16 protein-coding genes and 1 pseudogene are annotated in these 23,044 nt (G+C 70.5%); 10 read left to right on the forward strand and 7 right to left on the reverse strand.

Going from position 1 to position 23,044, the window contains the following annotated elements; translation table 11 throughout:
• Positions 1-456 precede the first annotated feature (456 nt).
• From FGD71_RS41410 to FGD71_RS41425, 4 genes are all read left to right on the forward strand, one after another.
• A complete protein-coding gene (locus tag FGD71_RS41410) occupies positions 457-1,551 on the forward strand; it encodes a sugar ABC transporter substrate-binding protein (protein ID WP_119105733.1) in 1,095 nt (364 codons plus the stop codon).
• Positions 1,552-1,667: 116 nt separating this feature from the next.
• Positions 1,668-2,444 carry an ATP-binding cassette domain-containing protein gene (locus FGD71_RS41415; RefSeq protein ID WP_119105734.1) on the forward strand — a complete coding sequence of 259 codons (777 nt, stop codon included), beginning with the start codon at positions 1,668-1,670 and terminating at the stop codon, positions 2,442-2,444.
• On the forward strand, positions 2,441-3,721 hold the full coding sequence (locus FGD71_RS41420) for a sugar ABC transporter permease (protein WP_119105735.1): 1,281 nt from the start codon (positions 2,441-2,443) through the stop codon (positions 3,719-3,721). The genes FGD71_RS41415 and FGD71_RS41420 overlap by 4 nt, the downstream gene beginning before the upstream one ends.
• A gap of 13 nt (positions 3,722-3,734) precedes the next feature.
• On the forward strand, positions 3,735-4,940 hold the full coding sequence (locus FGD71_RS41425; protein WP_119105736.1) for an ROK family protein: 1,206 nt from the start codon (positions 3,735-3,737) through the stop codon (positions 4,938-4,940).
• A 44-nt stretch (positions 4,941-4,984) separates the two neighbouring features.
• On the opposite strand, the gene FGD71_RS41430 is transcribed toward FGD71_RS41425, so the two are convergent.
• The gene (locus tag FGD71_RS41430) at positions 4,985-5,440 is read right to left on the reverse strand and encodes a (2Fe-2S)-binding protein (RefSeq protein ID WP_119105737.1); all 456 of its coding nucleotides are present in this window, start codon (positions 5,438-5,440) and stop codon (positions 4,985-4,987) included.
• 10 nt (positions 5,441-5,450) lie between these two features.
• Positions 5,451-7,541 (reverse strand): xanthine dehydrogenase family protein molybdopterin-binding subunit, encoded by a 2,091-nt coding sequence (locus FGD71_RS41435; protein WP_119105755.1) that lies wholly within the window; start codon positions 7,539-7,541, stop codon positions 5,451-5,453.
• A gap of 421 nt (positions 7,542-7,962) precedes the next feature.
• Between FGD71_RS41435 and FGD71_RS41440 the strand changes: the two genes are divergently transcribed.
• Complete coding sequence (locus FGD71_RS41440) at positions 7,963-8,625, forward strand: class I SAM-dependent methyltransferase (protein WP_119105738.1); 663 nt, start codon at positions 7,963-7,965, stop codon at positions 8,623-8,625.
• On the opposite strand, the gene FGD71_RS41445 is transcribed toward FGD71_RS41440, so the two are convergent.
• Positions 8,609-9,973 (reverse strand): pyridoxal phosphate-dependent decarboxylase family protein, encoded by a 1,365-nt coding sequence (locus FGD71_RS41445; RefSeq protein ID WP_119105739.1) that lies wholly within the window; start codon positions 9,971-9,973, stop codon positions 8,609-8,611. The genes FGD71_RS41440 and FGD71_RS41445 overlap by 17 nt on opposite strands.
• Before the next feature lie 131 nt (positions 9,974-10,104).
• Between FGD71_RS41445 and FGD71_RS41450 the strand changes: the two genes are divergently transcribed.
• The gene (locus FGD71_RS41450) at positions 10,105-10,596 is read left to right on the forward strand and encodes a MarR family winged helix-turn-helix transcriptional regulator (protein ID WP_119105740.1); all 492 of its coding nucleotides are present in this window, start codon (positions 10,105-10,107) and stop codon (positions 10,594-10,596) included.
• 23 nt (positions 10,597-10,619) lie between these two features.
• Here the strand turns inward: FGD71_RS41450 and FGD71_RS41455 are convergent, their stop codons facing one another.
• Both FGD71_RS41455 and FGD71_RS41460 read right to left on the reverse strand, forming a co-directional pair.
• Entirely contained in the window at positions 10,620-11,768 is a 1,149-nt protein-coding gene (locus FGD71_RS41455) for a Glu/Leu/Phe/Val family dehydrogenase (protein ID WP_119105741.1), read from the reverse strand.
• Entirely contained in the window at positions 11,761-14,733 is a 2,973-nt protein-coding gene (locus tag FGD71_RS41460) for an FAD-binding and (Fe-S)-binding domain-containing protein (protein ID WP_119105742.1), read from the reverse strand. The genes FGD71_RS41455 and FGD71_RS41460 overlap by 8 nt, the downstream gene beginning before the upstream one ends.
• A 147-nt stretch (positions 14,734-14,880) precedes the next feature.
• On the opposite strand from FGD71_RS41460, the gene FGD71_RS41465 reads away from it, so the two are divergent.
• A complete protein-coding gene (locus FGD71_RS41465) occupies positions 14,881-15,798 on the forward strand; it encodes a LysR family transcriptional regulator (RefSeq protein ID WP_420878397.1) in 918 nt (305 codons plus the stop codon).
• 66 nt (positions 15,799-15,864) lie between these two features.
• Here FGD71_RS41465 and FGD71_RS41470 read toward each other — a convergent pair.
• Both FGD71_RS41470 and FGD71_RS41475 read right to left on the reverse strand, forming a co-directional pair.
• Positions 15,865-17,264: pseudogene (locus FGD71_RS41470) on the reverse strand (amino acid permease).
• 287 nt (positions 17,265-17,551) lie between these two features.
• On the reverse strand, positions 17,552-18,466 hold the full coding sequence (locus tag FGD71_RS41475) for a LysR family transcriptional regulator (RefSeq protein ID WP_119105744.1): 915 nt from the start codon (positions 18,464-18,466) through the stop codon (positions 17,552-17,554).
• 321 nt (positions 18,467-18,787) lie between these two features.
• Between FGD71_RS41475 and FGD71_RS41480 the strand changes: the two genes are divergently transcribed.
• The 3 genes from FGD71_RS41480 to amaB are packed head-to-tail and all read left to right on the forward strand — an operon-like array spanning position 18,788 to position 22,967.
• Positions 18,788-19,894 (forward strand): NAD(P)/FAD-dependent oxidoreductase, encoded by a 1,107-nt coding sequence (locus FGD71_RS41480; protein WP_240437030.1) that lies wholly within the window; start codon positions 18,788-18,790, stop codon positions 19,892-19,894.
• 57 nt (positions 19,895-19,951) lie between these two features.
• Complete coding sequence (gene hglS / locus FGD71_RS41485; protein ID WP_119105746.1) at positions 19,952-21,382, forward strand: 2-oxoadipate dioxygenase/decarboxylase; 1,431 nt, start codon at positions 19,952-19,954, stop codon at positions 21,380-21,382.
• Positions 21,383-21,437: 55 nt separating this feature from the next.
• Positions 21,438-22,967, forward strand: coding sequence for an L-piperidine-6-carboxylate dehydrogenase (amaB, locus tag FGD71_RS41490; protein WP_119105747.1), 1,530 nt, complete (start codon positions 21,438-21,440; stop codon positions 22,965-22,967).
• The last annotated feature ends 77 nt before the right edge of the window (positions 22,968-23,044 follow it).

Here is a 23,044-nt window from a genome sequence, read left to right on the forward strand (position 1 = left end):
CGGATGTCCGGCGGGCCGTCGCGGCTTTCCCCCTGCCTCAAGGGCATGGGAGGTGCCCCCAGGCCCCCTGGCGTACTCGACCCGGGGGCAGCGACACGCATCCTCTGCGTGGCCCGCCCAGCTCTCCGGTGGAGCAGGGCCCCGCTCACTGGCGCCGCTTCCCGGCGAACGGTTCCAACCCCTCCCCCCGGGAGCCCAGATGCACGGGATGCCCCGTGAAACAGGGAGGGAGCGTCGCAATTCGGGTACGTCACCTGATTGTTATGGCCGATAACAAAATCTCGTCTCCCGACTCTGGCGCACGAGCCCTGGACCGTCGTAAGTTCCCGCTCACAACATTCAGCCGGGCGGATCACCTGAGACCCGGCAATTCACCCGAGAGCGCGCTTCTCGTCTTCCTTCTCACCACCTCGTGCGTCCGGTCGTCCGGCCGTAACACCAGAAAGGACCCTGCCCATGCGCAAGGGACTCCTCCTCACCGCCGCCTCGGTGGCACTGGTCAGCTCGCTCACCGCCTGCGGCGACTCCTCGTCCAGCGCGGACGGTTCCGGCTCCGACGCCAAGAAGCCGAAGATCGGCGTGATCCTCCCGGACAGCAAGTCCTCGGCCCGCTGGGAGACCGCGGACCGCAAGTACCTCTCCGAGGCGTTCAAGGCGGCGGGAGTCGAGTACGACATCCAGAACGCGCAGGGCGACAAGCAGCAGTTCCAGACCATCGCCGACCAGATGATCACCAGCGGCGTCAACGTCCTGGTGATCGTCAACCTGGACAGCGGCACCGGGAAGGCCGTGCTGGACAAGGCCAAGGCGCAGGGTGTCGCCACGATCGACTACGACCGGCTCACCCTCGGCGGCTCCGCCCAGTACTACGTGAGCTTCGACAACACCGAGGTCGGCAAGCTGCAGGGCGAGGGCCTCAGCAAGTGCCTGAGCGACATGAAGGCCAAGAAGCCGATCGTCGCCACGCTCAACGGTTCTCCGACCGACAACAACGCCACCCTCTTCGCCAAGGGCTACAACGGCGTCCTCGACCCGAAGTACAAGGCGGGCGAGTACGTCAAGGGACCGGACCAGTCCGTCCCGGACTGGGACAACGCCCAGGCCGGCACCATCTTCGAGCAGATGCTCACCAGCGAGCCCAAGATCGGCGGTGTGCTCGCCGCCAACGACGGCCTCGGCAACGCGGCCATCGCCGTGCTGCGCAAGCAGAACCGCAACGGCGAGGTCCCGGTCACCGGTCAGGACGCCACCGTGCAGGGCCTGCAGAACATCCTGGCGGGCGACCAGTGCATGACGGTCTACAAGGCGGTCAAGAAGGAGGCGGACGCCACCGCCAAGCTCGCCGTGTCCCTCGCCAAGGGCGAGAAGGGGGAGACCAACGCGACCGTCGAGGACCCCGAGGGCAAGCGCAAGGTGGCGGCCGTGCTGGAGACCCCGGTGGCCATCTACAAGGACAACGTCAAGGACGTCGTGGCCGACGGCTTCGTCACCAAGGAAGAGCTGTGCACGGGGAAGTACGCCGCCCTGTGCACCAAGGCCGGCATCAAGTAGTCCCCCTGACCGGCCGGTTCGAACGATTCCCCCCGATTCGGCCGACCCGGTCGCGGGCCCCGGGGTTCCCACCTCCCCGGGGCCCGCGGCCTCACGACGTTAAGGAGCCGTCTTCCATGACAGCGACCCCGATCCTTCAACTGCGCGGAATCGACAAGAGTTTCGGCCCCGTGCAGGTGCTGCACGACGTGGCCTTCGACGTTCACCCGGGCGAGGTGACCGCCCTCGTCGGCGACAACGGGGCCGGCAAGTCCACCCTGGTCAAGTGCATCGGCGGGATCCACCCGATCGACGGCGGCACGTACCGGTTCGAAGGTGAGCAGGTCCAGGTGCACAGCCCGCGCGACGCGGCCGCCATGGGCGTCGAGATCGTGTACCAGGACCTGGCCCTCTGCGACAACCTCGACATCGTGCAGAACATGTTCCTCGGCCGCGAGAAGCGCCGGGGACTCGTCCTGGACGACGCGACGATGGAGGAGATGGCGGCCAAGACCCTCGAAGGGCTGTCGGTCCGCACCGTCAAGTCCATCCGCCAGCAGGTCTCCAGCCTCTCCGGTGGCCAGCGGCAGACCGTGGCCATCGCCAAGGCCGTGCTGTGGAACAGCAAGGTGGTCATCCTGGACGAGCCGACCGCCGCGCTCGGCGTCGCGCAGACCGCCCAGGTCCTCGAACTGGTCCGGCGGCTGGCCGACAACGGCCTCGCCGTGGTCCTGATCTCCCACAACATGAACGACGTCTTCGCGGTGTCCGACCGGATCGCCGCCCTCTACCTGGGCCGGATGGCCGCCCAGGTCAGGACGTCGGACGTGACGCACTCCCAGGTCGTCGAACTCATCACCTCAGGACGCAGCGGGGACCTCGGCCTCGCCCACACCAACGGAGCCACCGCATGACCGCCGCCGTCGCCTCCGAGAAGCCAGAGATGCCGGACAGTTCCGGTGCGCCGAAGAAGGACGGAGCGGCGGCTGCCGCGAGTCTGCGCTCGGCGGCCCGCACCTACGTCGAGCGCGTACGTGGCGGTGAGTTGGGGGCCCTTCCCGCCGTCCTCGGCCTGATCGTCCTCTGCGCGTTCTTCGCCGCCCTGCGCCCCGTCTTCCTGTCCGAGCTGAACTTCGCCAACCTGCTCACCCAGGGCGCGGGCAGCATCGCCATCGCCATGGGCCTGGTCTTCGTCCTCCTCCTCGGCGAGATCGACCTGTCCGCCGGGTACGCGAGCGGAGTCTGCGCCGCCGTCCTGGCCATCCTGCTCACCGACAACGGGTGGCCGTGGTACGGCGCCGCCGCCGCGGCGATCCTCACCGGCACGGTGATCGGCCTGGTGCTGGGCCTGCTGGTGGCGAAGGTCGGCATCCCCTCCTTCGTGGTCACCCTGGCCGCGTTCCTGGGATTCCAGGGCATCGTGCTGATGCTGCTCAAGGAGGGCACCAACATCTCCATCCGGGACCAGACGATCCTGGCCGTCGCCAACAGCAACCTCTCCCCCGCGCTCGGCTGGGTGCTGCTCGCCGTCAGTGTCGCGGCCTACGGTGCGATTCAGTTCCGGCAGGACCGCAACCGCCGCCGGCGCGGGCTGGTCACCGTTCCGCTCTCCCTGCTCGCGGTCAGGGTCGGTGGCCTGGCGGCACTCGGCGCGGTCGCCGTCCACCTGCTCAACCAGGAGCGCAGCCGCAACATCATCGTCGACTCGCTCAAGGGCGTGCCGATCGTGGTGCCGGTCATCGCCGTCCTGCTCGTCGCCGGTACGTTCCTGCTCCAGCGCACCTCGTTCGGCCTGCACATCTACGCGGTGGGCGGCAATGCCGAGGCGGCCCGGCGGGCGGGCATCAACGTGGCCGCCATCCGCGTCTCCGCTTTCGTCATCTGCTCGTCCCTGGCCGCGGTCGGCGGCATCATCGCCGCGTCCCGGGGCAACTCGGTGGACCCCAACACCGGGGGCAGCAACGTGCTGCTGCTGGCGGTCGGCGCCGCGGTCATCGGCGGAACCAGCCTGTTCGGCGGGCGGGGCAGGATCGTGGACGCCGTGCTCGGCGGCATGGTGGTCGCGGTGATCCAGAACGGCATGGGACTGATGGGCTACAGCTCAGGGGTCAAGTACGCTGTCACGGGTTCGGTTCTGCTGGTGGCCGCAGGCGTGGATGCGCTGTCCCGTCGCCGGGCCGTACAACGATGAGGTCTGAAGCACCATGAAAGCCGGTCCCTCGCAGGAGGAGATCCGCCGGCACAATCTCGGCACCCTGCTCCGCCATGTGCACATCGGCGGCTCCATGTCGCGGGCGGTGCTGGCCGACCGCATGGGCCTCAACCGCAGCACGATCCTGGGTCTGGTCAGTGAGCTGGCCTCGGTCGGCCTGGTGCGTGAGGAACTTCCCCGTGACACCGGCAGGGCCGGCCGGCCGTCCCTGGTCGTACGGCCCGAGTCCGACCAGGTGTACGTCCTCTCCTTCGACGTCGGCGTGGAGCGGCTGACCGCCGCGCGCATCGGCCTGGGCGGGGTCTTCCTCGACCGGAGGGAGACCCGCGTGCGTCCCGACCGTCGCGACGCCGGCGAAGTGACCGAAGTCCTAGCCGGCTTCGCCCGGCAGATGATGGACACCGCACGGCACGGAACGAACTGCGTCGGCGTGGGCGCCGCCGTCCGCGGGACGGTACGCCGGACCGACGGCCTGGTGCGCTCCGCCTCCTACATCGACTGGGAGGACGAGGAGTTCGGCGCGGGCCTCACCCGCCGGCTGGACCTCGGCCTCCCCGTGGCGGTCGGGAACGAGGCAAGTCTCGGTGCCCTCGCCGAGCACCTGCGCGGCGCCGGCACCGGCTGCCAGGACCTCGTGTATCTGCACGGCGACATCGGCATAGGCGGCGGCGTCATCACCGGCGGCCAACTGCTCGGCGGCGACTGCGGATACGGCGGGGAGATCGGGCACATGGTCGTCAACCCGCGCGGCGGCAGACGCTGCGGGTGCGGTGCGCGCGGCTGTCTCGAGGCCGAGGCCGGGGAGCGCGCTCTGCTCGAGGCCGCCCAGCGCGACCCGTCGGCCACCGGCCGGGAGGCCGTACGCGCCGTCATCGAAGCGGCCGACCGGGGCGACATCAGCGCCCGCGCCGCCCTGCACGACGTCGGCGACTGGCTGGGCATCGGTGTCGCCAACCTGGTCAACATCCTCAATCCGCGAACCGTCATCTTCGGTGGGACGCTCCGCGAGGTGTTCCTCGGATCGGCCGCGCAGATCCGCAGCCGTATCAACAGCCACGCCCTCGCGGCCTCCCGCGAGAACCTGCGGCTGCGCGTCGGCGAGCTCGGCGACAACGGGGTGCTCATCGGCGCCGCCGAACTCGCCTTCTCCACCATCCTCGCGGGCCCGCTGGAGGCACTGGCTCGCACCACCCCGTAGGGCCTGTCCGGCCGGAACGCTCCCGGATGAACCGCGGGTGGCTGTCAGCCGTTCGCCGAGGCCTTCTTGATCGCTTCGCGGATCCGGGAGTAGGTACCGCAGCGGCACACGTTCTCGATCCGGTCGATGTCGGCGTCCGTCGGCCGGGCCGTCTTCTTCAGCAGGGCCGCCGCGGCCATGATCTGGCCGGGCTGGCAGAAACCGCACTGCGCGACGTCGCAGCCGAGCCATGCCTGTTGCACAGGGTGCAGCTTGTCGCCGTCGGCCAGGCCTTCGATCGTGGTGACCTCGCGGCCCGCGCAGTCCGCGACCGGGACGACACAGGGCTGTATCTCCTCACCGTCCAGGTGACTGGTGCAGGCTCGGCAGACGCCCACACCGCAGCCGTACTTGGGACCGGTGACGTGCAACAGGTCCCTCAGTACCCACAGCAGCGGCATGTCAGTCGGCGCCTCGACGGTGACCGGCTTCCGGTTGAGGACGAAGGAGTAGGACGGCATCGGCACCTTCTCAGAAGTTGAGGGGGAAGCGGCGGGGCTTGGTGCCGGTCGCCCGGGCGTAGGCATTGGCGACGGCGCCGGCCGCGGCCGGGACTCCGAGTTCACCGGCCCCGCCGGGGTCCCGTCGGGAGGGCATGATGTGCGCCTCGAAGTGCAACGGGGCGTGCCGCTGGCGGGCGTAGTGGAAGTCGGCGTAGCTGCTCTCGCGGACGGCGCCCCGGTCGATGTGCAGGCCGGCCCGGAGCACGGTGGAGATGCCGTCGATCGCGGTGCCCATGAGCTGGGCTTCAAGACCGCGTGGATTGACGGCCGTTCCGACGTCGGCCGCCATCACCACCTTGGTCACCCGGGGGTTCTTCGGGTCGGTGGCGTCGATCTCGACCAGGCACGCGACGCAGGAGCCGTACTCCTCGTGGACGGCCACGCCCTGCGCCTGCCCGGCCGGCATGGTCCGGCTCCACGCTCCGGCGCTCGCGGTCTTGTCGAGTACGGCTTTGACGGCCTTGTTCCTCAGCGTGGTGCGCCGGAAGGCGACCGGGTCCTTGCCCAGGCTCCTGGCCACCTCGTCGACGACGATCTCCTCCGCCGTCCGCATCGTCCCGGAGTCCACCGACCGCCAGGCGCCGAGGGGCATCGCCAGCTCGACCGAGCCCGACCCCCCGGAGACCCGCCCGAAGTTGTACAGGCCACTGTCGCTGGGCAGCGGGCCCGCGGCGCGTGTGACGGCAGGGATCGCACCGCCCTGGACCGCCGCCCCTGACTGACCGTAGGACTCGCTCACGGAAGCCGTCGAGTGGACGAAGGCCACCACCTTCCCCCGGGCATGACTCGCCCGGATCCGGTGGTGGGAGGCCGGGCGCATCCTGCCGTGCCGGATGTCGTCGGCGCGGCTCCACATCAGCTTGACCGGCCGGCGTGCCGCTTTCGAGATCAGGGCGGCCTCGATGGCGGCGTCGTGGTTCAGCCGCCGGCCGAACGACCCCCCGCCCCGTATGACATGGACCTTTACCGTCGATTTGGGCAGCCCGACCGCCGAGGCGATGCTCTCCCGGGCATCCATCGGCGTCTGGGAGGAGAACCAGATCTCGGCACGGGTGGCCCGTACGTCGGCCACCGCGGTCAGCACCTCCATCGGGGCATGGCTGACGAAGGCGAACTCGAACTCGCCCTCCGTCTGGGCCGATCCGCGTGGCGGGTTGCCGAGCCGTGGTACCGCGGCCCGCAGCCGCGCGCGGATCGCGGCGTCGGAGAGTGACGCCAGTGGGCCCGGCGCCCAGGTGATCCGCAGGGCGTCCCTGGCCTTGAAGGCGTGGTGGAAGGACTCCGCCACCACGGCGACCCCACCGGTGACCTTGACGACCGCGTGGACGCCCGGCATGGCGCGAGCCACCCGGTCGTCGACCGAGACGACCTTGCCCCCGAGCGTCGGCGGCCTGGCCACCACAGTCGGCTGCGCTTCGGCAACCACCAGGTCTCCGGCGTACTCGGCCTTGCCGGTGACGATGTCCCGGGCGTCGATCCGGGTCGTCGGCCGCCCGATCACCCGGTGCCGGGACGCAGGTTTGGGTTTGCTCGACACGGCGGGCCGGTGGATCCGGGCGGCGCTCGCGGTCAGGGAACCGAAGGTGGCCGAACGTCCGTCCGGCGCGATCACCCTGGTGTCCCGGGTACGCAGGGACCGCGGCGGGAGGTGCCAGCGCTTGGCCGCCGCGGTCACCAGCTTGGCCCGCGCGGTGGCGGCCAGCTCGCGGGCCGGACCGTACAGCGAACTCACCGAGCTGGAACCGCCGGTGTACTGGTTCCCCTTCGCGCGGGCGTCGGCAAGCGGGATGTCGACATCGGCGAGCCGGGCGTCCAGCTCCTCGGCGATCATCATGGCGACCGCGGTCGTGACGCCCTGACCGACCTCGACGCGGGGCAGCCGTACGACGACCTTGTTGGCCGCGGTGACTTCCAGGACCAGCATCTCCGCGTCGGTGCCGGTCACCAGGACGTCGGACGGCCTCCGGGCGGACTCGGCCTCGGCGCCTTCCGCCGACGACGTGTCGCAGCCGATGGGGGCAGCGAGGGTCAGGGTGGACGCCGCCAGCGAGTAGACCATGAACGTGCGGCGGGACAGCTGACGGGCCAACAGACTCTCCTCTCCGCTTATCCGAGGTGGGGTTCGACTGGTATGAGGGGCCGGCGCACTTCGTGGTTGCGTGCGGAGCCGAGAAGCCGGGATGGTTACCCGCTCGGCCCGGGGCGGGTTCGCTTTGAACTCGCCGATGTGCACGGAGGCCCTGGACGTCGGCCACCCGCTGCACCTTCGAGTCGTGGCCCACCTCCGACGGCGGCTACGAGGCGGTCCTGCGGATCCCGACCCGCGCGGACTGACAGCCAAGGCATGGCCCCAGGCCCCCTCATGACCCTTGACCCGGCCCGAAGGGGAAGGCCGACAGTGTCTGGGGCGAGCAGGACGGCGAGCTGAGCACGCTCGGCCGCCTGGCTCTGACCGAACCCGGATGAGAGGGGACCTGCATATGGATGACGACGCTCTCCTGGCGGAGCAGATGGCCTACTACAGGGCCGGCGCGGCCGAGTACGACCGGCCCTATGCGGAGCGCGAAGAGTTGCAGGAGTTGCTGACTGTCGTCGATGACCTCCCGATCACCGGGGACGTGCTGGAGTTGGCCTGCGGCACGGGCCAGTGGACCCGGCTGCTCGCCGCGCGGGCGCATGCGCTGACGGCTGTCGACGCGGCAGCCGAAGTGCTGGCCCTCGCTCGTGCGCGTACCGCGTCCCCCACCGTCCGGTTCCTCCAGGCCGATCTGTTCGAGTGGCAGCCCCTACGCCGCTACGACACCGTGTTCTTCGCCTTCTGGCTCTCCCATGTCCCGCCGACGCGGTTGCCCGACTTCTGGAACACCGTCGCCGCCGCGCTCACGCCGGGTGGCAAAGCGATCTTCATCGACGACGGCCCGGCCGCGGCCGCGGAGGAGGAAGTCCTCGCCCACCAGCCCGCCCCGGCGGCGCTGCGCCGGCTCGACGACGGCAGCCAGTACCGCATCGTGAAGGTGTTCCACGATGCCCGGACCCTCACGGACGACCTCACAGCGCTGGGGTGGTCGGCCCGCATCCGGCCCGTGGCCGGCGGCTTCGTCGGCATCGCGGAACCACCGACAGCGGTCACCCGGCCCGGGTGATCTGTTCGACCCGGGTGTGCAGGTACTCGACGTGGTGCTCCGACTCCGGCTTCATGAGGACGCTGCGCAGGACGCGGGCGCCGTCGGCGTCCGCGGTGATCTCGGGGTGGCGTGCGCCGAACGCCTCGCGGCCCGCTTTGAGGGTGCTCAGGAACACCGGGTCGGGGCTGGTCATCGCGTCGGCGAGGATGCGCGCGGAGGCGGTGTCGATGCCGGTCAGGGTGGCGGGTTCGGTGACGGGGAAGTAGGTGACGATGTCGAGCGCGGGCCGCTGGTAGAGCTCCAGGAGATCGGACGCGGTGATCAGGTCCGCCCACTCGAGTGCGGCTCGTCGACCGGCCGCCAGGACCTGACCGAGCCCGTCGGAGGTGGGCGGGAGCAGTCGGAAGGTGAGCCACAGGGCAGCGGCGGCGGCGCCGGCGCGTGAGCATTCGAGGCTGATCTCGCCGAGGTGGAGCTCGCTGGAGGTGAAGTAGGTGTAGGGCGAGTCGTGGAGGTAGAAGCGGCCCACCTCGGGGTCGCGGAAGAGCACGGCGCCGCAGCCGTAGGGCTGGAGCCCGTGTTTGTGCGGGTCGACCACGATCGAGTCGCACCGCGCGATCGCCCGCCAGGGCTCGGGCGGGAGCGCTTCGGGGCCGCCGGCTCCTGCCAGCAGGGTGAAGAAGCCGCCATAGGCGGCATCGACGTGAATCCGGACGCCATAGCGCTCCTTGAGGGCCAGTGCCTCATGGATGGGGTCGACGGCGCCCAGTCCGGTGGTGCCGGCGGTGAGGACGACGGTACCCACCTCCCCGGTCCGCAGAAGGTCTTCGAGGGCGTCGAGGTCGATACGGCCCCGGCTGTCGGTGCGTACGGGATGGCCCTTCATGCCCAGGACACCGCACATGCGGCCGTGGGTGTAGTGGGCGTCCTGGCTGTAGGCGATGCCCCGGCCGGGGTGGAGTTCGCGGGCGACGAAGAGGGCTTCGAGGTTGGCGATCGTGCCGCTGGTGGTGAGGTGACCGAGGTGGGTGTCGTAGCCGAACATGGCGGCTAGCTGCGCGACGGCCTCGCGTTCCATCGCCGCGGTGGCGGGTCCGCCGTCCAGGGCGTGGTTGTTGGGGTTGATCAGCATGGCGGTGACGTAGCCGACCACCGCGGCGGGGTGCGGGGGCTTGAGCATCTGCCCCGCGTAGTGCGGGTGGAAGAAGGGGTAGTTGTCCTTCAGCCTCCCGGTGAACTCCTCGAAGGCCGCGTCGAGCCGCTCGTCGTCGACCAGGACGGACGGGTGCGGCTGGTAGGGGCCGAAGGTGTCGGCCCAGTCCTGTATCGCGTGAGTGGCTCGGCCGAGCCAGAGCTGCAGATCCACTGTTGTCCGTCTCGCTCGCGGGTCCTGGGGCCACCATAGAATTTAGTTGAGTAGTCAGCAATTGCTTGCTCAGTAATTGAGACAGCAGCAGGTGAGGGAGCAGTAGATGAGGAGGCAGTAAACTCGTGCCGATGAACGCCACCCCTCGGCAGAGCGACAAAGCCGCCGCCCGTGCCGCCAACAGTCAGCTCGTGCGCGACTTCGGGCTGCTGATCAAGTCCGCCACCCGCCTGGAACAGCGGATCGACAGCGCGCTGCGGCGGGAGTGCGGGATCAGTCACACCATGCTGGAGGTGCTCATACGGCTCTGCCGGCAGCCCGGCGAGGAGGTGTCGCAGCGACAGCTGGCCGACGACCTCACGCTCACCAGCAGCGGCACCACCCGGCTGATCGACCGCATGGAGGAAGCCGGTCTGGTCCGCCGCCTGCCGTCCCCCGAGGACCGCCGAGTGGCCCTGGTGGAACCGACCGATGAGGGCCGCGCGGTGTTCCTGCGTGCCGCGCCGGTCCACGCCCGCGTGGTGGAGGAGTGCTTCGTCAAGCCGGTGGCCCCCGACGACTACGCACGGCTGACCAGCGCACTGAGCGAGATCCACCAGGCGCTGGGCGAAGACGCCGGGTGACGACCTGACCGCCGGGGGCGTGGTCAGTCGCGGGGTATACGTCCCTTGCTGCGCATCGCGGCGAGGACGCGCTGCTCGGCCAGTGCGCGGCCGGCGGTGTGTGGGGTGACGTCTCGGCGCTCGGCCTCGTCGAGGACGGTGACCGCGTTGGCCCGCAGCTTGGTCGAGATCGTCTCGAAGATGGCGGTGGTGTCGGGCCGGAAGCCGGAGTAGCGGGCGTCCATCGCGAAGGCGGCGGCGACGACACCTCCGGCGTTGGCGACGAAGTCGGGGACCACGGTGATGCCGCGCTGGGCGAGGATGCCCTGGGCGTCGGGGGACGTGGGCAGATTGGCTCCCTCGACGACGAGTTCGGCCTTGATCTCGTGTGCGGTGGTGTGGTCGATGACGTCCTGCAGGGCGGCGGGCACCAGGACGTCGCAGTCCACGGCGAGTTCCGCGCCGGAGGCGAGCGTGGTGCCCCGGCCCGGGCGGCGGACGAAGTGGTCACCGTGCGCTTCGCGGGCCGCCAGGAGCTCGTCGATGTCGAGCCCGCTGGGGTCGTGCAGGGCGCCGTGCGCGGTGGAGACCGCCACGACGGTGGCGCCGAGTTCGACGAACCGCCGGGCGGCCGCGCTGCCGACGGCGCCGAATCCCTGGATGGCGACGCGGGCTCCGGCCAGGGGCAGACCCTGGCGCTGGGCCGCGGCGTCGGCGGTCTCGGCGACTCCGTAGCCGGTGACGCCGAGCTTGTCGTACGCGACGCCCCCGAGGTGCTCGGGGGTGCCCACGGCCGCCCCGCGGTCTCCCAGCTCGTCCTGGATGACGGCGGCATCGCTCTCGGTGAGCCCCATGTCGAGCCCCATCACGTACTCGCGGGGCACCTCGTTGGACAGGGCCCGGGCGAACGCGCGCAGGACGGCCTCCTTGTCGCGGGAAGCCGGGTCGGCGACGATGCCTGCCTTGGCGCCGCCGTAGAAGAGGTCGACACTCGCCCACTTCCAGGTCATGACGCGGGCGAGGCGGGCCACCTCGTCGACGGTCACGTGGGGGCTCATGCGTGTTCCGCCCTTGCCCGCACCCCGGGCGGTGTTGTCGATGACCAGGACGCCCTTCATTCCGGTGCGCCGGTGCGAGACGACGACGATCTTCTCGGGGCCCCACTCGTCGACGAGGGAGAGTGCGTCAGTCACGGGCGTCTTCCTTCTCCGTAGCGGGAGTGCGGTGGGTGTGGGCGGCGGTGCCGGCCGTGGGCAGCGCCCGGGCGATGAGCTGCGCGAGGTGGGTACCGGTGCGGTCGGTCCGCTGGGCGATCTGGGTGCGGCAGCTGAATCCGTCGGCGAGGATGTGCGTGTCGAGGGCGGCGGAGCGCACGGCGGGGAGCAGGACCTGTTCGCCCGCGGCGACGGAGACGTCGTAGTGGCCGCGTTCGAAGCCGAAGTTGCCGGCCAGGCCGCAGCACCCGGATGCGAGCGTGGTGTTGTCGACGCCCATGCGGTGCAGGAGTGCGCTCTCGGCGCCGAAGCCCGAGGTCGCGTGCTGGTGGCAGTGGGTCTGGCTGATCGACGGGGCGTCCACGCGCGGGGGCTGCCAGTCGGCGGCCTGGTGGACGAGGAGTTCGGCCAGGGTGACGGTGGCTCCGGCGAGGCCGCGGGCGCGGGCGCGGGTGTGTTCGTCGCCGTCGAGGAGTTCGGGCAGGTCGGTCCTGAGCGCCGCCGTGCAGCTGGGTTCCAGACCGACGACCGGCATACCGGCCTCGATCGCGGGGGCCAGGGAGCTGACGGTACGGCGCGCGACGCGTCGGGCGACGTCGAGCTGGCCGGTGGTGATCCAGGTGAGTCCGCAGCACTGGGTGCCGTCCGGGACCTGGACGCGGAAGCCGGCGTTCTCCAGCACGGCGACCCCGGCCCGGAGGACCTCGGGCGTGAAGTGGTTGTTGAAGGAGTCGACCCAGAGCATCACCGGGCCACGTCCGCCGTCGCCCCGTGGAGTGCGGCGGCGGAACCAGGTCAGGAAGGTCTCGTCCGCGAAGCGGGGAATCTCGCGCCGGCCGTCGATACCGCCCAGCCTCTTGACGACCGACGCCGGCCAGGAGGCGGTGAGGGCGTTGACCAGTCGCGGCATCCGGGCGGCCAGGCGAGACAGCAGCGGCAACCAGCCCATGGTGTAGTGCGAGGCGGGCCGCACACGCCCCTTGTAGTGGTGGTACAGGAACTCCGACTTGTACGTGGCCATGTCCACCCCGACCGGGCAGTCGGCGCTGCACCCCTTGCAGGACAGGCACAGGTCGAGGGCGTCGCGGACCTCGGTCGACCGCCAGCCGTCAGTGATCACCTCGCCCTGGGTCATCTCGTACAGCAGACGGGCGCGGCCTCGGGTGGAGTCCTTCTCGTCGAGGGTGACCCGGTAGCTGGGGCACATGACGTCACCGCGGTGAGCGGCGGTACGGCATTTGCCGACGCCGACGCAGCGGCGGGTCGCCTTGGCGAAGTCGCCGTCGTCGGCGTGGAAGGGGAAGCCCTTGCTCAGAGGAGTCAGGGGCAGCGGAGTGCGGTGCGGGCTGACCCGGAGGTTGCCGTCCACGGGCAGCGGCCGCACGATCATGCCGGGGTTGAGGCCGTTGTCGGGGTCCCAGATGTCCTTGAACTCCTCGAACAGGGCGACGACATCGGGCCCGTACATGAGCGGCAGCAGTTCGGAGCGGGCCTGGCCGTCGCCGTGTTCGCCGGACAGGGAGCCACCGTGCGCGGCGATCAGCTGCGCGGCGTCGGTGACGAAGGCGCGGAAGACGGCGGTGCCCTGTTCGGTGGTGAAATCGAAGTTGATACGGACGTGCAGGCAGCCTTCGCCGAAGTGTCCGTAGACCGCGCCCTGTAGGTCGTGCTGCTCGAGCAGACGGGTGAACTGGCGCAGGTAGGAGCCCAGTTGGCCGGGTGGGACGGCCGCGTCCTCCCAGCCGGGCCAGGCTTCCGAGCCGTCGGGCAAGCGAGTTGCCAAGCCCGCTCCGTCCTCGCGGATCCGCCACAGCCTCCCGGCTCGTACGGGATCGGTGATGACCTCGCTGCCGGTGCATCCCGTGGCCTGCCGGGCGGTCTCGGCGAGTTCGGTGGCTCTGAGGGGCAACTCGTCCTCTGCCCCGCCGAGTTCGGCGAACAGCCATGCGCGGGCGGCGGGCAGGGTGTCGATCGCGGCGCGGGTCTCGGGGCGGGTGACGATGTCGGTCAGCGCCTGGTCGAGTCCCTCCAGCGCCAGCAGCCGATGGCTCAGCAGGGCGGGCACGGCGTCGGCCGCGGCGCCGGAGTCCTGGAAGCCGAGGACGATCAGAGCGCGGGCAGGGGGTGGGGAGATGAGGCGGACGGTGGCCGAGAGAATCACGGCCAGCGTGCCTTCGCTGCCGACCAGGGCCCGGGCGAGGTTGAAGCGGCGCTCGGGCAGCAGGTGTTCCAGCGCGTAGCCCGACACCTGCCGCGGGAACTGCCCCAGTTTCGTACGCAGCGCGGCCAGGTTGCCCTGGGCCAGCCGGTGCAGGGACGCGATCAGCCGCCCGCGGTCGTCACCGACGGCGATGGCCTCGTCGATCTCCTGCTGGGTCATCTCGCCGAGCCGGACCACCGTGCCCCGGTAGGTGACCACCTCGAGTTCCAGGACATTGTCGGCGGTGCGTCCCCAGGCCAGGGAGTGCGATCCGCAGGCGTTGTTGCCGATCATGCCGCCGAGCGTGCAGCGGCTGTGCGTGGAGGGGTCGGCGCCGAACAGCAGGCCGTGGCCGGAAGCCGCCCTCTGCAGATCGTCCAGGACGATGCCCGGCTGCACCGTGGCCGTCCGTGCCTGGGGGTCCAGCGCGAGCAGCCGGTTGAAGTACCGGGAGAAGTCGAGCACGACACCGGGCCCGACCGCCTGGCCGGAGGTGCTGGTACCGGCGCCGCGCGAGGTGACCGGCACCCCCAGGCGGCGGCATACGGCGAGGGCATTGAGGACGTGCTGCCGCTCGCGGGGAAGGACCACGGCGAGCGGTATCCGGCGGTAGTTGGAGGCGTCGGCCGAGTACTGTGCCCGGCGCCCTGCGTCGCCGGCGACTTCTCCGCAGTTCCCTCGGCCGAGGGCGTCGGCCACCGCTGCCGCATCGGGACTGCCGAGGTCCTGGACTGTCGCGGTCACTGCGCCCCCTCCTTCATGCTCACCGTCCACCCACGATGCGGGGCGGTCCCAAGGCCCCACAAGGGCCAGCAGAACGAAAGAATTGACGCTCAAGGGCAAACATTGCTTATGCTCGGGCCGGCTGTCCGCCCGCTCCCTCAGGAGTCCGTGTTGCTGAAGCCCCTGCACCTGCTCACGCTGAAGGCCGTCGTCCACAGCGGATCGTTCGCGATCGCGGCCCGCGATCTCGGCTACACCGCGTCCGCGATCTCCCAGCAGATCTCCGCCCTGGAGAAGGAGACCGGACTGGTCCTGTTCGAGCGGGAGGCCCATGGGATCCGTCCGACGGCCGCGGCCCAGCGCCTGGTCGACCTCGGCGATCGTGTGCTGGCCGCCCTGGACGACCTGGATCACCAGGTGCAGGAGCTGGCCACCGGTGTCACCGGCCGGCTGCGGCTGGGCAGCTTTCCCACGGCCGGCGTCAGGCTCGTACCGTCCGCCCTGTCGGCGTTCGTCGAGAACCATCCCCGTGCCCAGATCCAGCTGGAGGAGGGCGAGCCCGAGGAACTGGTCGCCGCGCTGGGCGACGGGGACCTGGACGTCGCCCTGGTGTACGAGTACGGGCTCATCCCTCACCTCTGGCCCGAGGGCCTGACCCACCATCGGCTGGTGAAGGAGGACCTCGTGCTGCTCCGCGCCCGGGACAGCGGCCTGAGCGCGCATCTGCCCCACCTCTCCCGGGCCCGCTGGATCACCAGCCGAGAGGGCACCGCCGGCGCCCGGTCGGTCGTCCGGCTGTGCGCGGCGGCCGGGTTCGAGGCCGCGGTCGCGTTCCGCAGCAACAACTACGACGTCGTACGGGAGTTGGTGTCCGCGGGGCTCGGGGTGGCGGTGGTACCGGCGCTGGGCCACGCGCCGAGCGACACCATTGAGGCCACGCGGCTCGCCCAGCGCTCGGCACACCGCACCGTGATGGCCCTGCACCGCAGTGAGAACAGCAATCCACTGCTGGCCACCATGCTGGACTCGCTGCGGCAGGCCGTGCCCGCGGACGAGCCGTTTCTGCACCTGGCCGAGCCGACGTGACCCTGCTGCGGCGCCTCCCAGGTGGCCCGGATGGCCCAACGGGGCCGGGGAGGCGCCGCCGAACGGCTACCGCGCGGGAAGGTGAGCGGACCGAGGCTCCGGTTCGTCCGAGTCGGACATCTCGTCGAGGGCGTCGAGATCCACCGAGTCGCCGGGCATGACCGTGCGGGTGCGGCGGTAGCCGTAGACGGCGTAGATGACCAGTCCGACGAGCAGCCAGCCGCACCCAGGTGTCCCACTTCAGGAACGACATGAGCCAGACGGAGAACACCATGCCGAGGATGGGCACGAACGGCATGCCCGGACAGCGGAAGCCGCGCTTGAGGTGGGGTTTGCGGTAGCGCAGGATCAGTACGGAGGCCGAGACCACCACGAAGGCCAACAGCACGCCGATGTTGGTGAGTTCGGCGACGGCGTTGATGGGCAGCACACCCGCCAGTACCGCGGACACGACGCCGATGACCCAGGTCGCGCGGTGAGGGACCTTGCGCTTGGGGTGGATGGCGCCGAACCACGCCGGCATCAGGCCGTCCCGGCTGAGGGCGTACCACAGGCGGGAGGCGCCCATCATGAAGGAGAAGGTCACGGTGACGATGCCGATGACGGCGCCGACCGCGATGACGTTGGCGAACCCGTTGAGCCCGACACTCGCGAAGGCGCTGGAGATGCCGCTGCTCGGGTTGAGCTTCGTGTAGTGCTGGATGCCGGTGAGCACGATGCAGACCAGGACGTAGAGGCCCATCGAGATCGCCAGCGAGAGCATCATCGCCTTCGGCAGCTTGCGCCGGGCCTCCACCGACTCCTCCGCGGCGGTGCTGAGCGCGTCATAACCGAACACGGCGAAGAAGACCGTCGCCGCGCCGGTGAACGCCCCGCCGAGACCGAAGGGCGCGAAGGGGGACAGGTTGTCGGTGTTGACCTTGGTGAAGCCGACCACGATCACGAGCAGCACGATCGCGATCTTGACGATGGTCAGTACGGTCTCCACCCGGGCCGAGGTACGGGTGCCGCGGGTCAGCAGCCAGGCCACTCCGAGACAGATCAGGATGGCGAGCAGGTCGACCTTGTGGCCGTTTCCGGTGTCGGGGGCGCCCAGGGCCCAGGTCGGCAGGTGGAGGCCGACCGCGTCCAGCAGGAACCCGAGATAGCCGGACATGCCGATCGCGACGACGGCGACGATGGCCGTGTACTCAGCAGCAGGTCCAGCCCACGATCCAGCCGACGATCTCCCCGAGGACCGCGGCGCAGTAGGTGTAGGACGAGCCGGCCTTCGGCACCATGCCCGCGAACTCGGCGTAGGCGAAGGCCGCGCACAGGGACGCGGCCCCGGCCACCAGGAACGAGATCAGTACGGCGGGACCGGCGACGTCCCGCGCGACGGCCGCGGCCAGGCTGAAGATGCCCGCCCCGATGATGGCACCGATGCCGATCATCGTCAGCTGGGTGAGGCCGAGCGTGCGCACCATGCGCTCACCGGTGGGCTGTTCGGACGGGAGGGTTCGTCTGAAGACTCCTTGCGGTCCTCTTCCCAGCAAGGCGGGGACTCTGGATTTCGGAGTGAGGTCGGGGGACATCGCTCGCTCCCTGTCAGGCAACGGCGGCACGACGGGCCACCGTCGTGGCGTGGGTCACCACCGGCCTGAAACCATCACGCACGATGCCGGTCGGCAGAAGGGACCCGAGCGCGACACCTTGCGTCCCTGAGGACAAGCAAAGCTGATGCAGGCATGTCAGAGCACGGGCGAAACCCGCTCTACGCCGGGGTATCGCGGCGGGTTTCGGCCACCGCCCGCAGGACGTCGACCAGAGCCGCCACCGTGGGGCGGCGCTCGGCGGAGGAGCGGAACACCACGACGATGTGCCGCTCGATCGTCTCGCGCAGCCGCACCACGTCGAAGCGCGAGGCACGCAGTCTGAGCATCAGATCCGTCACCGTGCTCACCCCGATGCCGGCCTCGACCAGCGCCAGGGTGGCCGCGGTGTCCGTCACCTCGTGCCGCACATCCGGCTCGATGCCCGCCCGTCGGCAGGCGGTGCGCACGGCGCGGCCGTAGTAGCTGTCGGCCGACGGCATGATCCACCCCAGGTCCCGGGTCTCGGCCAGGGCGACCTCTTCGCGGCCGTCCATCGACCCGGTGGGCACGGCGAGGGAGAACCGCTCCCGGTAGAGCTGAGTCACCCGCAGGGCCGGATCGCGCCGGATGGGCACGTCGGGGTAGTCCAGGCCGAGGGCCAGGTCCACACCGCCGGAGGCGACGGCGTCGTACACCTCGTCCACGTCCATGTCGCGGCTGTGCACGGCCAGCCCGGGATGGGCCTCGTTAACGTGCCGCAGGGCCAGCGGCAGGATCTCCGCGGCGGCCGTGGCGAACAGGCCGACCCGCAGCACTCCGGAGACCTCGCCCCGGCTGCGCTCCAGCGCCTCGACGGCCTCGGCCTCGGTGGACAGGATCCGCTCGGCGTGACGGGCCAGCGTCCTGCCGGCGTCGGTCAGCTCCACCCGTCGCCCCACCCGCCGCAGCAGCTCCATGCCCGTGGCCTTCTCCAGCGCGGCGATCTGCTGGGAGACGCCGCCGGGGGTGTACCCCAGGGCCTGGGCCACCGCCGTGATGGTTCCGCGCCGGGTCAGCTCCACCAGGGAGCGCAGCTGAGAACTCGTCCAGTCCATATAGGGAATCTAATAGATCAGAAGCACGAACTGTTCATAGACGTCAACGGTCGGGTTGCGTCACGATGACGGACAGCTAGCTGATCAGCGTCTCTCCCCTCACCGACGGACGAACTCACTGACGGCCCAAGCCACGCCCCGGGCATACCTCTTCGGCTCGGGCGTCGGTCTCTGGAAGGGATCGGCATCTTGTCCTCCTCATCCACCGAATCCGCCGCATCCACCGAACCTGCCGCTTCCACCGAATCCGCCGCTTCCACCGAATCCACGTACCGCACCGTTCCACCGTCAGCCGATGTCGTGATCATCGGCGGTGGCGTCATGGGTACGAGCATCGCCTTCCACCTGGCCGAGGCCGGGGTGACCGACGTCGTCGTGGTCGAGCGCGGCGACCTCGGGTGCGGCAGCTCGGGGAAACCGATCGGCGGCGTACGGGCCCAGTTCTCCGACCCGCTCAACATCGAGCTGGGCAGCCGCAGCCTGCGAGCCTTCGAGAACTTCCCCCTCCGCCCCGGTGCGGACATCCGCCTCGACAGCGTCGGCTACCTGTTCCTGCTCACCAGCGACCGGCAGGCCGCGGACTTCGAGATCAGTGTCCGGATCCAGAACGGCCTGGACGTCCCCACCCGCATGATCAGCCCCCAAGAGGCCCACCGGTTGTGTCCGTACGTCAGCACCGACGGCCTCGTGGCCGCCGCCTACTCCCCCACCGACGGTCACGCCCGCCCCGGCCTGGTCGTCCAGGGGTACGCCGACGCGGCCGCCCGGGCAGGGGTCAGGTTCGCCACGCACACCGCGGTCACGGGCATCGACACCGCCGGAGATCGCGTCACCACCGTGCACACCGACCGCGGCCCGATCTCCTGCTCCACCGTCGTCTGCGCGGCGGGCGCCTGGTCGGGGCGGATCGGCGACATGGCCGGCATCAGCCTGCCGGTGCGACCGGTGCGACGCCAACTCGCCTTCACCGAGCCCCTGGCGCCCCCGGTGCCTCGTATCCCCTTCACCATCGACTTCTCGTCGTCGGCCTACTTCCACAACAGCGACGACGGGCTGCTGTTCGGCCTGGCCGACCCCGATCAGCCGGACGGCTTCGACACCACCTGGACACCGGAGTGGCTCGGCCTCTTCCAGGACGTCGTCCGGCACCGCGCCCCCGCGCTGGCCGACATGAAGACCTCCGGCGGCTGGGCCGGCCTGTACGAGGTCACCCCGGACCACAACGCGCTGATCGGACGCTCCGGCGAGCTGCCCAACTTCCTTTACGCCACCGGCTTCTCCGGCCACGGCTTCCTGCAGGCCCCGGCCGTCGGCGAGATCGTGCGCGATCTGCACCTGGACCGCACACCATGTGTCGACGTCTCCCCCTTCAGCGCCGACCGCTTCCAGGTCGGGGCCGAGATCCGCCCGGAAGCCCATGTGGTGTGAACTCCTGTGATGACCGCCAGCCCGATTGACCGCCCCGTTGGAAAGGCAGACCCGTCGATGATCAGCCAGTGGCAGCTGCGCGCCGCCTTCGCCGCGCGGCTCTCCGACATGTACGGGCGGGAAGTCCCCGCCTACACCACGCTCGTGGACGTCTCGCGCGAGGTCAACGAGGATGTGCTGCGCGCGCAGGGCGCCGACGCGGAACGGCTCGGCTCCATCAGCCGGGTGACCGCGGAACGGCACGGCGCCATCCGCGTCGGCACCCCCGCCGAACTGAGCCAGGTCGCCCGCGTCTTCGGTGCCCTGGGCATGCACCCGGTCGGCTTCTACGACCTGCGGGAAGCCGCCGCCAGCGCGATCCCCGTCGTGTCGACCGCGTTCCGCCCCGTCGACGGCGAGGAACTGGCCCGCAACCCCTTCCGTGTCTTCACCTCCATGCTCACCCCCGCGGACCCACGGTTCTTCGACGCCGATCTCCGCTCCCGCCTGGAGGCGTTCCTCGCCGCCCGCGAACTGTTCCCGCCGGAGCTGCTCGCCCTCGCCGACCGGGCCGTGGCGGAGCGGGAACTGCCGGACGACGAGGCCGAGCGCTTCCTCCAACTCGCCGTCGCCGCCTTCGAGTTGTCCACCGAACCGATCGACAAGGTCTGGTACGAGACCCTGGAGAGGATCTCCGCCGTCGCCGCGGACATCGGCGGCGTACGCAGCACCCACATCAACCACCTCACCCCGCGCGTCCTGGACATCGACGAGCTCTACCGGCGTATGACCGAGCGCGGTATCGAGATGATCGACGCCATCCAGGGGCCTCCCCAGTGGAAGGGCCCCGATCTGCTGTTGCGCCAGACGTCCTTCCGGGCACTGGCCGAGCCCCGCGCCCAGCGCACCGAGGACGGCAGCGTGATCAGCGGTGCTCTGCGCGTACGATTCGGCGAGGTCGAGGCCCGCGGCATCGCGGTCACCCGCGAGGGCCGGGCCCTCTACGACCACCTGCTCGGCCTCCTCGACCAGCGGGCGGCACTCCATCCGGATGGGGGTCCCCCCTGCTCGAGCGAAGCCGAGAGCTTGGGGGACGACCGGACCGAACTCGCGCGCACGCTGTGGGCCGAGCACGTTCCCGGCACCGAGCGGGAACTCGCCGCCCAGGGCCTGGGGTACTTCACCTATCACGTCGTGCCCGACCGGCCGGGGGACGGCAGCCGCCCGCCCACCGGCATCGACGACTTGGTGGAGCAGGGCTGGGTACGTGCCGAGCCCATCGTCTACGAGGACTTCCTGCCCCGTTCCGCGGCCGGCATCTTCCAGTCCAACCTCAGCGGCGAGGGCTCCCGGGACAACGCCCAGGAAGGTGCCGCCTACGACAGCGAATGGCTCTCCGGCGCCATCGACCGCGAAGTCCTCGACCCCTTCGCCCTGTACGAACGTCAGCAGAACGAGTCTCTCGCCCAGGTCGCCCAGGAGCTGCGGCTCGACGGCACGCCAGGCTGACCCGCGGGTCCGGCCTCCTCACCCTCACCACCGTCACCACCTTCTAGGGAGCATCATGACCAGCACCCCCCTGCCCACCACCGACGACCTGCGCGCCCGTGCCCGCGCGAGTCTGGAGAGCATCGGCGTGACCGTCCCGGAAGGCGCCGACTTCCAGGCCCGTACGCCCATCACCGGCGAGGACCTCTTCGGCCTGACCGCCTCCACCGCGGCCGACGCCGAGGAAGCCGTGGCCGCGGCCCGCGAGGCGTTCCTCACCTGGCGCACCACTCCGGCCCCGCGCCGCGGCGAACTCGTGCGCCGCCTCGGCGAGTTGCTGCGCGACCACAAGAGCGACCTGGCCGACCTCATCACCATCGAGGCGGGCAAGATCCGCTCGGAGGCGCTCGGCGAGGTCCAGGAGATGATCGACATCTGTGACTTCGCGGTCGGCCTGTCCCGCCAGCTCTACGGCCGCACCATCGCCTCCGAGCGCCCGGGCCACCGCCTCGCCGAGACCTGGCACCCGCTGGGTGTCGTCGGCGTCATCTCCGCGTTCAACTTCCCCGCCGCCGTGTGGTCGTGGAACACCGCCGTCGCCCTGGCCTGCGGCGACACGGTGGTCTGGAAGCCCTCCGAGCTGACCCCGCTGATCTCACTGGCCTCTGACCGGCTGCTGGCCCAGGCCGCCGAAGAGGTCGGCGCCCCACGTGACGTACACCGTCTCCTGCTCGGCGACCGCGCCCTCGGCGAGAAGCTCGTGGACGATCCGCGGGTCGCACTCGTGAGCGCCACCGGCTCCACCCGCATGGGCCGCGAGGTCGGCCCCCGCGTCGCGGCCCGCTTCGGGCGCAGCCTGCTGGAACTCGGCGGCAACAACGCCGCCGTCGTCGCCCCGTCCGCCGACCTCGACCTCGCCGTCCAGGGCATCGTCTTCGCCGCCGCCGGCACCGCGGGCCAGCGCTGCACGACCCTGCGCCGCCTGATCGTCCACCGCGACATCGCGGACACGCTCGTCGCGCGCCTGACGGCCGCGTACGCCAAACTCCCCATCGGCAGCCCGTTCGACGAGACCACCCTCGTCGGACCGCTCATCACCACCGCCGCCCTCGACGGCATGCGGGACGCCGTCGCCCGCGCCCAGGCGCAGGGCGGCAAGGTCCTGGCGGGCGGGAACCGGCGCCTGGCCGACACGGCACCCCGGGCCGCCTACGCCGAGCCGGTCATCGTCCGCGTCGACGAACAGACCGACGTCGTCCGCGAGGAGACCTTCGCCCCCATCCTCTACGTGCTGACCTACGACACGTTCGAGGAGGCCATCGCCCTGCACAACGACGTCCCTCAGGGCCTGTCCTCCAGCATCTTCACCCGCGACCAGCAGGAGGCCGAGCGCTTCCTCTCCGCCGAGGGCTCCGACTGCGGCATCGCCAACGTCAACATCGGTACCTCCGGCGCGGAGATCGGCGGCGCCTTCGGCGGCGAGAAGGAGACCGGCGGCGGCCGGGAGTCCGGCTCCGACGCCTGGCGCGCCTACATGCGCCCGGCCACCAACACCATCAACTACTCCAGCCAACTCGCCCTCGCCCAGAACGTCAGCTTCCTCTAGTTCCCTGGGTTCCTCCAGACACCTCTGGTTCCTCCAGAGGTGTCTGACGCATCCGCGCGGGCAGGCGGCCCGCGCGG

It is taken from the genome of Streptomyces sporangiiformans (genome assembly GCF_005768555.2).
In the GTDB taxonomy this organism is placed as follows: domain Bacteria; phylum Actinomycetota; class Actinomycetes; order Streptomycetales; family Streptomycetaceae; genus Streptomyces; species Streptomyces sporangiiformans.